Here is a 13714-nt window from a genome sequence, read left to right on the forward strand (position 1 = left end):
TGTTATGTCTGTCCGTTCAGGGCAGCAAATGCCTGAGCTAGATCAGCTGTTAGATCATCCGGGTTTTCAAGGCCAATTTGAAGACGGAATGATGGCCCTGCACCGTCAGCAGCGCAAGGATGATTACGGGTAATCCCGCCGGAGGTTGGAAGCACCAGACTTTCATAGCCACCCCATGATGCCCCGATTCCAAATAAAGTAAGGGAATCGATCATCGCTTCCATGGCTTTCTGACTGATACCTTCTTTTAAAATTATGCCAAATAAACTGCCGGCTCCGGTAAAATCACGCTTCCAGAGGTCATGGCCGGGACAATCGGAAAGTGCCGGGTGCAGAACATGCTCGACTTCCGGTCTGGTCTGGAGCCACTGTGCAACCTGTAAAGCAGAGCGTGACTGGGCCGCTAGTCTGACACCCATTGTGCGTAAGCCGCGTAACGTCAACCAGCAGTCATCCGGGCTGGCAAGTTGCCCCAGTTGAATGGAGGCATCCCTTAAAATATGCCAGTCTTCTTGCGTGTTTACAGTCACGGCCCCAGCTATCACATCCGAATGACCAGATGGATATTTGGTCAAAGCCTGAATGGAAATATCGACCCCATGCTTGAAAGGCGCAAAAATCCCAAAACCCCACGTGTTATCGAGCATAAGTTTAGCGCCCACTGCATGGGCAATATCTGCTAACTGCGGGATATCCTGTATTTCGAACGTGTGGCTGCCCGGACTTTCGGTGAAAAGAATACGCGTATTAGGCTTAAAGAGGTTTTTTACAGTGTCTGGTGAGGCACACGGTGGGTAATAGGTTGTTTCTACCCCAAAGCGTTTTAGAATTGTTTCAGCAAAGCGACGTGTTGGGCTGTAAACACTATCGGGCATCAAACAATGGTCGCCTGAAGCCAGAAAAGCCAGCAACGGTGTGGTGCAGGCCGCAAGGCCTGAACTCACCAGTTGGCAATCAGAGCCCCCTTCAATTTCAGCAACGATTTTTTCCAGCTCATGCTGAACTGGTGTGCCCATTGCTCCATAAATATATTCATGTTCAAAGCGTCGTTGGCCCTGCTTACGCATATCGTCAAGTGAAGGGAACACAACGGTTGACCCACGTGTCAGCGGCAGATTGACCGAAGTACCTTCTTTCTGCGGTGCGGGGCGTGCCTGATGTGTCAGGGCAGAGGAAAGTTTCTGCCAGCCTTGGCTGACCTGATTTTCTAAAGTCATTATTTTAATTATCTTTCACCACTGGTGCATCTGGTGTTGATCCCCATTCAGCCCATGACCCATCATATAGAGCTGCTTCTGGGAAGCCCGCACGACATAACGCTATATTCAAAACGCTTGCAGTCATGCCTGAGCCACAGGTGGTAATAGCCTGTTGGTCTTCCCGCATCCCTAATTCGATAAAAATCTGATGGAGTTTGTCTGGTGCAAGAAAGTGTCCACTTTCATCAAGCACCCGTTTGAACGGAAGATTCAAAGCACCTGGCATATGCCCCGATGCTACGCCGGGACGAGGCTCAGGCGCACGACCAAAAAAACGCTCAGCCGAGCGAGCGTCTAGGATGGGGTGCAGATTTTGTTCAATATTGATCAGCATATCCCCCAGCCCTTTCAGACGCTCATAATGTGTCTTGCATCTGTATGATGTGTTCGACTGTTTGGAAGCCGCCCCCCGTTCAAGGGGAAACTCTTGTGAGCGCCATGCCGGTAATCCTCCATCCAGCACGAAGACGTTTTTGTGCCCGAATAAGCGCGCAAGCCACCATCCACGACAGGCGGAAGCGACATTTCCCTGATCATAAAAGACAACGGTGTCCTCCGCACTGATCCCGAGGCTACCGAACAAGGAGGCAAAACGCGCCGGGGTTGGCACGGTGTGTGGCAGAGTGCTGTCAGGGTCGGAAAACTCTTCAATATCAAAATAGAGGCTGCCAGCAATGTGACCGTCTACAAAGTGTTGACGCGGATTAAAGTTTTCACCCGGAAGACAGGCTGTGGCGTCAAGAATTCGAACGGATGAAGTTGAAATTGTATGCTTCAATTCTTCAGCGCAGATGAGAGGAAACATCAATCATTCCCGGTTGGAGGAAACACTTCAGAGGAAAAGCCTACCGGAAGACCCAGAAAAGGAACATTCCTCATTCAGGATTTTACTCATCTTTATCCGGTTCAAGTTGCAGCGCAGAAGCCACGAACTGAGCGGATATCCCCACAGATAACGTCTCTTGTCTGACAGGAAAGAGGCTCTATCCCCGTCCAAATATGAAGACCCAAGAAGAGTAATGGTAATTATTAAAATTATGTAATTTATGAGATGTGCATTAGAAGTAAGTCGCTACCAGACAGGACGTAATTTCCGTGTTTTACTCACTTCATGATTAATCGGGCAGGCATCACTTCAGAACGGATCATGTTGGGGCTCCTGCTTGGTGGCATTGCCTATGGCTGTGTCATTGTTCTGGCTCCGTTTTCTTCCGCGTTGCTCTGGGCTGCTGTGCTCACTTACGCGACATGGCCTGTTTTCCAGCATTTACGGCGACGTATGCGGCCAGTGCCAGCCAGTATGCTTATGGCGGGATTATGTGCTTTCTGCTTTGTTATCCCTTTGGCTTTTCTGGCATCGGCAACGGTCTCGGCAGGGCCGCGCTGGGCCTACCGTTTGAATGCTCTGTTTAGTGCCTCACATGAATTGCCTCCCCCGCCCCACTGGCTGGTTGACCTACCCATGTTTGGTCAGGAACTAGCCGTCAAATGGGAACGTCTGGCGCATAATGTGGACCACGTAGGAACAGAACTGCGGCCCTATGCCGGGGATATTGTGCAATCCCTGCTTGTTCTGCTGATGCAGGTTGCCAATGGTGCGTTGCACCTGGTTATGGCGTTGTTTATCGCCTTCTTCTTTTGGCTGAGTGGCACCTCGCTTGTTGATACACTCAAGGCCGTTATTACCCGTATAGCCGGTCCTCATGCAGACAGGCACCTCCACATTATCGGAGGTACGGTCAGAGGCACTGTATATGGCATTTTGGGAACCGCCATTATTCAGGGGTTTCTGACAGGACTTGGGTTCTGGTTCATGCATCTGTCAGAGCCCGTGATGTTTGGCGTCATTGCGTCCTTTCTCGCCGTGTTACCTATTGGCGCACCTCTGGTATGGGTTCCGGCCGGCATATGGCTGATGGTCGAGCATCATTTATGGCGCGGCATTTTTCTTCTACTTTATGGTGTGATTTTTATTTCCGGCGCTGACCATATAATTCGTCCGCTGTTTATTGCCCGTGGAACCAAGCTTCCCTATCTCCTTACAGTGCTTGGAGTGATTGGTGGTGTAATGGCGTTTGGCGGTTTGGGAATTTTCCTTGGCCCCATTCTGCTGGCCGTCGGTTTTACTCTGACTGTTGAATTTGCAGGGCGGGAGCAATCTCCGCTTCTTCCTGCTGATGATAAAAGGGGTATGCCTTAATATGAGGCGCCATTTCCTTCGTCTTGTTGAACGTCGTCCGCGTCATCGTGTGCCAGTACAGACGTCTTTGCGAGAGATAGAAAGTACCAAGATTATCAGTTGGAACCTGCTTCGTCGGACAGGAGCAACCATTCACGATGTGGTTGGGTTGATAGAGGCCGAGCAACCAGACATATTGCTAATGCAGGAAGCCACGGAAGAAATCGATCTGCTGCCTGATCTTATCGGTGGCCATTATGCACGAGCCCCCCTGCCCGGCCGCATCCACGGTGTTGCCTGTTGGAGCCGTCAGGCATTTGCACGTCCCCCGCGCGCCTGCACTATTCCTTCGGGTGCCGTCGTAAAACGTCATGCCCAAATTATTGAGTATAATTCATTTTCTTTGGCGAATGTTCATTTGTCGCATGGGCAAATGCTCAACCGCAGACAGTTGCGTCGTATTGCAGCCTTAATGCCTGCCCCTTGTGCCATTCTCGGTGACTTTAACCTTGTCGGTCCCACATTGGTGCCAGGTTTTCACGATGTTGGGCCAAAAGCCCCTACGCACCGAATGGTCGATCTTCTGCCTATTCGTATTGATCGTTGCTTGGTAGATGGCATGAGTTGCCTGAGTGCCCGTGTATTGCCGGTCTTTGCATCTGACCACAGGCCAATAGCGGTCAGGTTGAAACCAACGGTAAGCAGTCTGGTCGCCGCATCTTATAGATAAGGCATGCCGAGACGTGCTGCTGCGTCCCTAACTTTTATAAGATAATTTCGTTTATCAAGATCATGATGTGTCAGGCGCACATTGCGATGCCGTGTCATAAAATCATCCAGCACACCTGCCAGAGTGATGTCATAGATTTCCAAATTGATCTCGAAATTGAGTCGCAAACTACGGATATCAAGATTGGAACTGCCCACGCATGACCATGCCCTATCAACCACCATCAGTTTTGAATGATTAAAAGGCGGCTTGACCCGCCAAACCCGAACACCAGCATCCAGAAGTGGCGAGATATTGGCGGCACAAGCCCAGTCAAGTGGCGGATGGTTACTTGTAAGCGGTATAATGACATCAACCTGCACACCGCGAAGGGCAGCTAACGCCAATTCAGACATCAGGCGTGACCCCGGTAAAAAATAGGGTGTCATCAGACGGACCTGCTTCCTGGCCAGCGTTATGGCCTGAAGCATGGTATATTCTATTTTTTCAAGATCCGTATCTGGCCCTGCTGTTACAATGCGGGCAACAGATTCCCCATTGGCTGTGTGTTCCTGAAAATAGATATCGCCGGCCAAAACTTCCTGCGTAGCGAAGTACCAGTCCCATGCCATGGCTTCTGAAAGCTGGCGAACAATTGGGCCTTCCAGCTTGAAGTGAGTATCAGAAACAGGGTGGCGCGGTTTGAGGGCCAGCAAATTTTCATTTGCAATATTAAGGCCTCCCATGAACCCTACTTTGCCATCAACAACCAAAATTTTGCGATGGTTCCGTAAATTCAAAAATGGCATTCGCCATGGCAGTATGGAGTGCATGAAGCGGGCGCAAGGCACGCCAGCTTTTTTTAATCGCCAGTAAACCCCGGAAAAAAAATAGCCACTACCAATGCCATCAACCAGAACGCGAACTTCAACTCCTCGTTTGCGAGCGGCAACCAGTTTTTCCATGAAGTCTCCACCCACATTATCATTCCGAAAAATGTAGGAGCAGAGCAAAATGCTTTTTTCAGCCTCATCTATGGCAGAAAGCATATGTGGATAAGCTCCATCTCCATCATGCAGGCAGGAAATGCAGTTGCCGCCAACCAACGGGCGGCTTGTTAATTTGCTAACCATAAGGGCAAGAGGCGCAAATTGCCCGTCAAGCTCCCTGTTCCATGAAGAGTTCTGCGTTGCCTGAAACCGATGAGCCGAGCGTCCACTAACAAGTTTTTTTGCAAGGCGCCGGACGCGGTTGATACCAAACATCAGATACAGAACAGTACCTAATGCTGGCATCAGAACACAAATGCCTATCCAACCAATAGCGGAAGACGTATTGCGTTTTGTAAGTAAGATATGAAGAGAAACAGATATAACCAGCACAAACCGGATGAGTGTCACTGTTAACAAAGGTAACGGCGGCAGAATATCAAACGGCATGGTGCAAGGTGTATCCTGTTAAGGATGAGTGTTGTGCGAAGTATAATGCATAGACAGAAGCCAAAACAGAAACAAAGCTCCTTGATCAGGCAACAACGAGGACTTGTTGCGTATACAGATGGCCTGACAGCGGAGGGCATCGTCAAGGCTGCGTGCTTGCAAGACGGATGGAGTATTTTGCTGGAAAGAGCCAAGACTTTACGTGGCGAAATTGATCTTGTGGTCCGTAAAGATAAGATAATTTGTTTTATTGAAGTAAAAAAGCGAAAAACACTTACAGCGGCGGCTGAATGTCTCACGCAGAAACAACAGACACGCCTGTATCAGGCTGCAGAATGTCTTTTGGCCCAGCATCCAGAATGGATTTATGACGAATTACGCTTTGATCTTTTTATGATTGATCAACAGCAGGAAATAGCTTGGATAAAGGACATTATCCGTCAAATGTAAAATTTTCTAAAAATATTAGAAGTAAGAAGTTTTTGTTTTTCAAAGTCTGAAAAGCGAAAACTTCTTATAAAGTATTAATCAGGTGCGGTGACGGCGTACTGAATGAGCAACAACATGCTTGGGGTGATAAGACACCAGATGAACCATGTTGTGAGAGGCCGCATGATGGTTTGCAGCAACCTGATGGCTTGCATATGAAACCCGGCTGACATGATGAACATGCACAACAGGGGGTGCCGCCGTCAGAGAAGCAAAAGTCAGTTTGCTTGCTTCAAGGTCAGAAATGATACGTTCTGCATGTGCTGAAGAACTGACGGCAACTACGCCAGCGCTCAGGCCTACAAATGCAAAAGCGCAACGCACAAACGGAAGACGCATCATTAAAAAGCTTCCTCACTCATATTGAACTCTTTGGCAGACTACACACGCTGCCAAAGAGCTGACAACTTAAAAAATCAGGATTCAGCAGAACAGGCGATATTTTTTTCTTTCAGAAGGTTCTGCAGTTCACCTGACTGGAACATTTCCATGACAATATCGCAGCCGCCAATAAATTCCCCTTTGACATAAAGCTGAGGAATTGTGGGCCAGTTAGAGTAGTCTTTGATGCCCTGACGGATAGCCGGGTCAGCTAGCACATTGATTGCTTTGAATGGTGCGCCAAGATGAGACAGGATCTGCACTACGCGGGCAGAAAAGCCACACTGGGGAAAGTCTGCATCACCCTTCATGAACAGCACGACAGGATTGGTGTCGATTTCGTTCTGGATATGCTGCTTGACTGTTTCAGACATGATGATTGTCCTTATATAGAAAAGAAATGTGAGGCTTCAGGGGGTAGAAGTTTGCAAAGCCAGAGCATGCAACTTGCCGCCCATATGCCCCTGCAATGCCTGATAAACGAGCTGATGCTGCTTCACGCGTGACAGACCTTGGAATGCCTCACTGATCACAGAGCAGGAATAATGGTCTCCATCCCCGGCCAGATCATCAATTTTGATCTGGGCATCGGGGAAGGCCTGACGGATGTATGATTCAAGTTCTGCGGCGGACATCGCCATAGAGGAAAACTCCTGTTCTTTACTTCAGCTTGCCATCAAGGCTGGAAAAAAAGCCTCATGCGCAACGGTAAGGCGAGCAGCAGATATTGTGACGCCATTTGGCAAAATCAATTCATTTCCACCTGATCGGCCAATCAATCGAGCCGGAACGCCTGCTTTTTCAGCTTTCTGACAGAAACCGTCAGCATCTTTTACGCACACCAGATAGCGGGCTTGATCTTCCCCAAACCAGAAGGCTTCCGGACGAATGCCAGAATCTGGGCTTTCAAGTTCACAGCCAATTCCACTCGCCATGACCATTTCGGCTGCGGCAACAAGAATGCCTCCATCAGCAATATCATGACAGGCAGTTACGGTACCGTTCAGAATCTCATTCCGAACAAAATCGCCATTTCGCTTTTCTGCAACCAGATCAACCTGTGGCGGTGGCCCTTCTTCACGCCCCAGAATTTCACGCAGCCAGATGGATTGACCAAGTTCGCCCTTTGTTTCGCCAATGAGCACAAGCGCACTCTCTGACGCCATACCTAAGCCAACAGCTTTAGACACATCTTCAAACACACCAAGCGCGCCAATGGCTGGTGTAGGAAGGATTGCCATGGTCGAGCCGTCAGGCTGGCGTGTCTCGTTATAGAGGGATACGTTACCGCTTACGACCGGGAAATCGAGCGCACGACACGCCTCGCCCATGCCTTCAATAGCGGCAACAAATTGCCCCATAATTTCAGGCTTTTCCGGGTTGCCGAAGTTCAGGTTATCCGTCACGGCCAGAGGGCGTGCGCCGGTGGCCGTAATGTTTCGCCAAGCTTCAGCAACAGCTTGAGCACCACCGGATTTCGGGTCTGCCTGACAATAACGAGGAGTGCAGTCCGTTGTCAGAGCCAGGCCCAGAGTCGTGTCTTCAATTTTGACAATTGCAGCATCTGCTGCGCCCGGACGCCTTACGGTCTGCCCACCTACTGTGCTGTCATACTGATTCCAGACCCATGCGCGTGAAGCAAGATCAGGCGAACCGACAAGCTTCAGCAACATGGCGTCCAAGGAAAGTGGCGCGTGAACAGCTTCGAGCGGCGCAGGAGCCTGTGGCGTTGCGGCTGGCCGGTCGTAAATCGGGGCTTCTTCCGCCAAAGGATCAAGCGGAATATCAGCTTCGACCTGCCCTTTGTGTTTAACCACAATATGACCTGTATCAGTCAGATGACCGATAACGGCGAAATCGAGCTCCCACTTTTCAAAAATCTTGCGGGCAATTTCTGTGCGGTCAGGACGCAGCACAATCAGCATGCGTTCCTGACTTTCTGACAGCATCATTTCATACGCAGTCATGCCAGGTTCGCGCTGTGGCACTGCATCAAGATCAAGCTCAATCCCGACGCCGCCTTTGCCTGCCATTTCGACAGAGGAAGACGTAAGGCCTGCGGCACCCATATCCTGAATGGCGACAATGGCGTCAGTTGCCATCAGTTCCAGACAGGCTTCAATCAGTAGTTTTTCAATGAAAGGATCGCCGACCTGCACGGTTGGCCGCTTGGCAAGGGCGTTTTCATCGAACTCGGCGGAAGACATGGTGGCACCATGAATCCCATCGCGGCCTGTGCGTGACCCAACATATACAACAGGATTGCCGACCCCGGCAGCAGCAGACAGGAAGATACGGTCTTTCCGCGCAATGCCCACGGTCATGGCATTAACTAATGGGTTGCCGTCATAAGCAGGATGGAAATTGATTTCCCCCCCCACGGTCGGCACACCAACGCAGTTACCGTAGCCACCGATGCCGCGCACAACGCCATCAATAATCTGACGGGTTCGGGGCGTATCCGGGCTACCGAAACGCAGAGCGTTCAGGTTAGCGACGGGGCGAGCCCCCATGGTAAAGACATCGCGCAAAATGCCGCCAACACCTGTCGCAGCACCCTGATAAGGTTCAATGAACGACGGGTGGTTATGGCTTTCCATTTTGAAGATGGCTGCATAGCCTTCCCCAATATCAACCACCCCAGCATTTTCACCCGGTCCATGAATAACCCAAGGAGCCGTAGTGGGAAGTGTACGCAGCCATTTACGGGAGGATTTATAGGAACAATGTTCTGACCACATGACGGAAAACACGCCCAGCTCTGTCAGACTGGGTGTACGGCCCATAATTTTCAGAACGCGGTCATATTCTTCAGATGTCAGGCCGAATTCACGGGCCAGAGCAAGATCGACGGTCTTTTTCACCGGACAAAAGCCTCCACAAGACCTTCAAACAGCGGCAGACCATCTTCCCCGCCCATTAGCGGGTCAACAAGGTCTTCCGGGTGAGGCATCATGCCGCAGATACGCGTATTTTCACTGAGAATACCTGCGATACTGTTTATGCTGCCATTGGGGTTGGTTTCAGCATCATCTGCCTGCACATCACCTTTGGCGTTGGCATAACGGAAAGCGACCAGGCCTTCCCCTTCCAGCTTTTCCAGAGTCTGGCTATCGGCAGTATAATTACCATCACCATGAGCTAGAGGGGTGCGGAAAACAGCATCTTTGGCCCATTTATGGGTGAATGGCGTATCATTACGTTCCACACGAAGGTGACAGTCTTGTGACAGGAAACGCAGGTTGGCATTGCGCAGCAGGGCGCCCGGAAGCATGCCTGTTTCAGTCAGAATCTGAAAACCATTGCAGACGCCCAGAATGTGGCCACCTTTTTGCGCGAACGCCCGGATTGCGGCCATAATGGGAGAATGGGCTGCCATAGCGCCGCAGCGCAAATAATCCCCGTAGCTAAAGCCGCCGGGCAGCACGACCAGATCAACATCCGGCAGGTCTGTATCGCGGTGCCAAAGCATGGTGGGGGCTTTGCCCGTTACACGTTTAAGCGCGATTGCCATATCGCGCTCACGGTTGGTGCCGGGAAAAACGACAATCGCTGATTTCATTTTGTGGCGCTACATGGGTAAGAGTCATGCAAAGCACGGAAGACGCTTTCGCCTACCGGCTTGGAGAGGCTATCTGAATGGCCTTTAAGCCAGCTTATGACCTTTGACCGCATGGAGGCTGCATTTTCAGAAGCGGGAATACAAAAACCGGCGGGTGCGTTAGCGTCGCCTTCATTTTTGTCGTTAATTTTTGCCAATGCACCAGCGTCTGCCATACCCGTTATGTAAGCGTCGCAGACGCTTGCACCGGCAGGTTTGGAGCATACGCGGGCAAAATTGCCTGCCTGCATAGGCGAAATCCGCTGGGCATGGGCTGCTGCCGGCACGAGCAGAACACCACCCAAAGCGATGAGAACGAAACGCTTCATTAAAGCACCTCGACCTTGAAATCTTCGATTACCAGATTGGCCAGCAGATCACGGGCCATGTCTTCAGCCTGCTTCTGCACCGCTGCCTGATCTGAACCTTCAACATCCAGTTCAATGACCTTGCCAACGTGCACCTCTGTCACGCCCGGAAAACCAAGTGTCTGCAAAGCGTGGCTGATGGCTTTCCCCTGTGGGTCCAGCACACCTTCTTTCAGCATCACGGTTACGCGCACCTTCATAGATAGAGCCCCTGTTCCTGTCGGCATGATTATTGCAGTGTCTCCGTGCCCTTCAGGTCACCGTTGTTGCCTGCTTCAGGCAGAATACCCAGACGACGGGCAACTTCCTGATAGGCTTCCTTTACGCTGCCAAGGTCACGACGGAAACGGTCTTTGTCGAGTTTTTCGTTGGTCTGGGTGTCCCACAGACGGCAGTTATCTGGCGAAATTTCATCGGCCAGAACAACGCTCATGTCGTCGCCTTCCCAGTGGCGGCCAAATTCAAGCTTGAAATCGACCAACTGGATGCCGATACCGCTGAACAACCCACACAAGAAGTCATTCACGCGCATGGCCATGCCCGTCATTTCTTCCAGTTCATGGGGGGCGGCCCAGCCAAACGCAATAATATGGTCTTCCGAGACCATGGGATCATTCAGCGCATCATTCTTGTAGTAAAATTCGATAATGCTGCGCGGTAGCCGCGTGCCTTCTTCGATGCCAAACCGCTTGGAAATGCTACCTGCTGCAATATTGCGGACAACAACTTCAAGCGGAATAATTTCGACTTCCTTCACCAACTGCTCACGCATGTTGATACGGCGAATGAAATGCGTCGGTATCCCGATTTCCTGTAACCGGAGCATCAGATGTTCGCTGATGCGGTTGTTCAGCACACCCTTGCCCGTGATAATACCGCTTTTAGCGCCATTACCGGCAGTCGCATCATCTTTGAAATACTGAACAACGGTGCCGGGTTCCGGCCCTTCGAAAAGGATCTTGGCTTTACCTTCGTAAAGCTGGCGGCGACGGGCCATGGTCATCCTTACCTGTCTTGACGAAAAACCGATCCCTGCAACCGGCTGACTAAAAGAGACAGATGCTCTTTTGGTATTCTGGTGCCGTAATAGCAGGGTTCGGAAAGGGAAGATATAGTGACGCCAGCCCTTACAGAGCCGGGCCGGGCTCTCCGAACACTTTCTCATAAAGTGCATCGATATTTTTCAGGTGCTGACGGCTGTTCATGGCTGCATCCAGAACGTCTGGAGCAATACGGCCTGAAATTTCCGGATCCGCATCAAGGTTTTCACGGAAAGTCCGGCATTCTGGTGTGCCAAGCTTTGTCCATGTTGCCATCGCGTTCCGTTGCACGATACGGTAAGCATCTTCGCGCGACAGGCCTGCACGGGCGAGTGCAAGAAGAACTTCCCCGGAATGAACGACGCCACCAAGGCTTTCGATATTGGCGGCCATGCGGTCTGGGTAGACCAGCAGTTTGTTCATCAGGCCAGATAGACGCGCTAGCGCGAAATCAAGCCCAATCGTTGCGTCTGGGCAGATATTCCGTTCTACGGAAGAATGGCTGATGTCGCGTTCATGCCACAAAGCAACGTTTTCAAGAGCCGGGATTGCAGCGGACCTGACAAGGCGTGCTAGTCCGGTCAGGTTTTCGGTCAGAACCGGGTTGCGTTTGTGTGGCATGGCAGAAGATCCCTTCTGCCCCGGGTGGAAAAATTCCTCGGCTTCACGCACTTCCGAGCGCTGCAAATGCCGTACTTCTATAGAGAGGCGCTCAATGCCGCTGGCAATAACAGCTAGTGTGCAGAAATATGCCGCATGGCGGTCACGGGGAATGACCTGTGTGGAAACCGGTTCAGGCTTCAGGCCCAGTCGTTCAGCAACATAGCTTTCAATGCGGGGGTCAAGATGCGCGTAAGTGCCAACTGCGCCGGAAATAGCGCATGTCGCGATTTCGGCACGGGCAGCTTCAAGTCGTTCCTTGTTGCGGACGAATTCAGCGTAATGCCCTGCCAGCTTCAACCCGAAAGATGTCGGTTCAGCATGGATACCGTGGCTACGGCCAATAGTTAACGTATGTTTATGCTCAAAAGCTCGCGCCCGAAGGGCTGCAAGAACATCGTCCAGATCTTTCAGCAGCAGGTCTGTTGCCTGAACAAGCTGAACAGCCAGACAGGTATCCAGCACGTCAGACGATGTCATGCCAAGGTGGACGAACCGGCTTTCCGGGCCAACTTTTTCTGCAAGCCAAGTCAGGAAGGCGATGACGTCATGACGGGTTTCAGCCTCGATTTCATCAATGCGAGCCAGATCAGCATCGGAGAACGCAGCCAGCGCGATGTCGCCTTTTTCGCGCACAACTTTAGCGGCCTCTTTTGGCACAGCGCCATATTCGGCCATGGCTTCACAGGCCAGTGCTTCAATCTCAAACCAGATGCGGTAGCGATTTTCAGGCGACCAGATAGCGGCCATGACAGGGCGGGTATAGCGCGGCACCATAACGCGGTGTTCCTCCTGAGAGCGGGATAATGCGCGCCTCTCTAACTGATTTCAGGCGCTACGTCTTCCTGTAATCAATAAAACTTTGACACCTTTCGTTCTTTGGGGAATTTCGGAGTTCGACACCCCACTGTCTGTAACACCTCGAACGAATCGGAATCTGCGTGCACGGTCTTCTTGATGCCATTAGCCTGAAAGCAGTTATCGCCTTTTTACAGGTTGTACTGATTGATGTGACATTGGCTGGCGATAACGCTGTTGTTATCGGGTTGGTCGTCCGCTCTTTGGCCCCAGCAGATCGTAAAAAGGCAATTTTTACCGGAATTGCAGCGGCAGCTATTATCCGCATTCTGATGGCGCTGGTTGCGGTCAAGCTTCTGGCAATCGTCGGGTTAACGCTGGCAGGTGGTTTGCTGCTGCTATGGGTTTGCTGGCGCATGTACCGTGAAATGCGTAGCGAACAGCCGGTAGATGAAAACGGAGCCCCTGCCCCGGGCAGTTTTGGCAAGGCCGTATTTCGTATTTTGATAGCCGATCTGTCCATGAGTCTGGACAATGTTTTGGCTGTCGCTGGGGCAGCTTCTGAACACCCCGGTATTCTGGTTATGGGGCTGGTGCTTTCAGTATTGTTGATGGGGGTTGCGGCAACCTACATCGCGCGTCTGCTTGACCGGTATAAGTGGATTTCGTGGGTTGGATTATTGATTGTTCTGGGTGTTGCCATTGAGTTGATTATCAAAGGCGGTGGCGAAATCTGGGGACATATCCCCCACTAACAACTGAGAGGCGGTCAGCCTGCCTGCGAGGGCTGA

16 protein-coding genes are annotated in these 13714 nt (G+C 51.2%); 4 read left to right on the plus strand and 12 right to left on the minus strand.

Features of this window, described 5'->3' with window-relative positions; genetic code table 11:
* Positions 1-2: 2 nt before the first annotated feature.
* The gene (gene metC, locus Abin_RS10960; RefSeq protein ID WP_048846815.1) at positions 3-1217 is read right to left on the minus strand and encodes a cystathionine beta-lyase; all 1215 of its coding nucleotides are present in this window, start codon (positions 1215-1217) and stop codon (positions 3-5) included.
* 4 nt (positions 1218-1221) lie between these two features.
* Positions 1222-2064, minus strand: a complete 843-nt coding sequence (locus Abin_RS10965) for a sulfurtransferase (protein ID WP_174766821.1) — start codon at positions 2062-2064, stop codon at positions 1222-1224.
* A gap of 306 nt (positions 2065-2370) precedes the next feature.
* Between Abin_RS10965 and Abin_RS10970 the strand changes: the two genes are divergently transcribed.
* Together Abin_RS10970 and Abin_RS10975 are read left to right on the plus strand one after the other, a co-directional pair.
* On the plus strand, positions 2371-3459 hold the full coding sequence (locus Abin_RS10970; RefSeq protein ID WP_048846819.1) for an AI-2E family transporter: 1089 nt from the start codon (positions 2371-2373) through the stop codon (positions 3457-3459).
* A 1-nt stretch (position 3460) separates the two neighbouring features.
* Complete coding sequence (locus Abin_RS10975) at positions 3461-4168, plus strand: endonuclease/exonuclease/phosphatase family protein (protein ID WP_048846821.1); 708 nt, start codon at positions 3461-3463, stop codon at positions 4166-4168.
* Here the strand turns inward: Abin_RS10975 and cls are convergent.
* Complete coding sequence (gene cls / locus Abin_RS10980; RefSeq protein WP_048846823.1) at positions 4159-5586, minus strand: cardiolipin synthase; 1428 nt, start codon at positions 5584-5586, stop codon at positions 4159-4161. The genes Abin_RS10975 and cls overlap by 10 nt on opposite strands.
* Before the next feature lie 81 nt (positions 5587-5667).
* Between cls and Abin_RS10985 the strand changes: the two genes are divergently transcribed.
* A complete protein-coding gene (locus Abin_RS10985) occupies positions 5668-6036 on the plus strand; it encodes a YraN family protein (protein ID WP_258027425.1) in 369 nt (122 codons plus the stop codon).
* Between the two features lie 78 nt (positions 6037-6114).
* Here the strand turns inward: Abin_RS10985 and Abin_RS10990 are convergent, their stop codons facing one another.
* From Abin_RS10990 to purB, 9 genes are all read right to left on the minus strand, one after another.
* On the minus strand, positions 6115-6417 hold the full coding sequence (locus Abin_RS10990; protein WP_048846827.1) for a hypothetical protein: 303 nt from the start codon (positions 6415-6417) through the stop codon (positions 6115-6117).
* Between the two features lie 74 nt (positions 6418-6491).
* On the minus strand, positions 6492-6830 hold the full coding sequence (gene grxD, locus Abin_RS10995; RefSeq protein WP_048846828.1) for a Grx4 family monothiol glutaredoxin: 339 nt from the start codon (positions 6828-6830) through the stop codon (positions 6492-6494).
* A 36-nt stretch (positions 6831-6866) separates the two neighbouring features.
* The gene (locus Abin_RS11000) at positions 6867-7097 is read right to left on the minus strand and encodes a BolA family protein (RefSeq protein WP_048846830.1); all 231 of its coding nucleotides are present in this window, start codon (positions 7095-7097) and stop codon (positions 6867-6869) included.
* 24 nt (positions 7098-7121) lie between these two features.
* Positions 7122-9320 (minus strand): phosphoribosylformylglycinamidine synthase subunit PurL, encoded by a 2199-nt coding sequence (gene purL / locus Abin_RS11005; RefSeq protein ID WP_048846833.1) that lies wholly within the window; start codon positions 9318-9320, stop codon positions 7122-7124.
* On the minus strand, positions 9317-10018 hold the full coding sequence (gene purQ, locus Abin_RS11010; RefSeq protein ID WP_048846834.1) for a phosphoribosylformylglycinamidine synthase subunit PurQ: 702 nt from the start codon (positions 10016-10018) through the stop codon (positions 9317-9319). The genes purL and purQ overlap by 4 nt, the downstream gene beginning before the upstream one ends.
* The gene (locus tag Abin_RS11015) at positions 10015-10386 is read right to left on the minus strand and encodes a Rap1a/Tai family immunity protein (RefSeq protein WP_048846836.1); all 372 of its coding nucleotides are present in this window, start codon (positions 10384-10386) and stop codon (positions 10015-10017) included. The genes purQ and Abin_RS11015 overlap by 4 nt, the downstream gene beginning before the upstream one ends.
* A complete protein-coding gene (gene purS, locus Abin_RS11020) occupies positions 10386-10625 on the minus strand; it encodes a phosphoribosylformylglycinamidine synthase subunit PurS (RefSeq protein ID WP_048846838.1) in 240 nt (79 codons plus the stop codon). The genes Abin_RS11015 and purS overlap by 1 nt, the downstream gene beginning before the upstream one ends.
* A 29-nt stretch (positions 10626-10654) precedes the next feature.
* Entirely contained in the window at positions 10655-11422 is a 768-nt protein-coding gene (purC, locus tag Abin_RS11025) for a phosphoribosylaminoimidazolesuccinocarboxamide synthase (RefSeq protein ID WP_048847085.1), read from the minus strand.
* 130 nt (positions 11423-11552) lie between these two features.
* Positions 11553-12902, minus strand: a complete 1350-nt coding sequence (gene purB / locus Abin_RS11030) for an adenylosuccinate lyase (protein ID WP_048846840.1) — start codon at positions 12900-12902, stop codon at positions 11553-11555.
* Between the two features lie 164 nt (positions 12903-13066).
* Here purB and Abin_RS11035 point away from each other — a divergent pair, with 164 nt between their 5' ends.
* Positions 13067-13678: a YjbE family putative metal transport protein gene (locus Abin_RS11035; protein WP_048846842.1), complete on the plus strand. Its 612-nt coding sequence runs from the start codon at positions 13067-13069 to the stop codon at positions 13676-13678.
* Positions 13679-13714: the final 36 nt, after the last annotated feature.

The organism is Acetobacter indonesiensis, from assembly GCF_000963945.1.
GTDB classification, from domain to species: Bacteria; Pseudomonadota; Alphaproteobacteria; order Acetobacterales; family Acetobacteraceae; genus Acetobacter; species Acetobacter indonesiensis.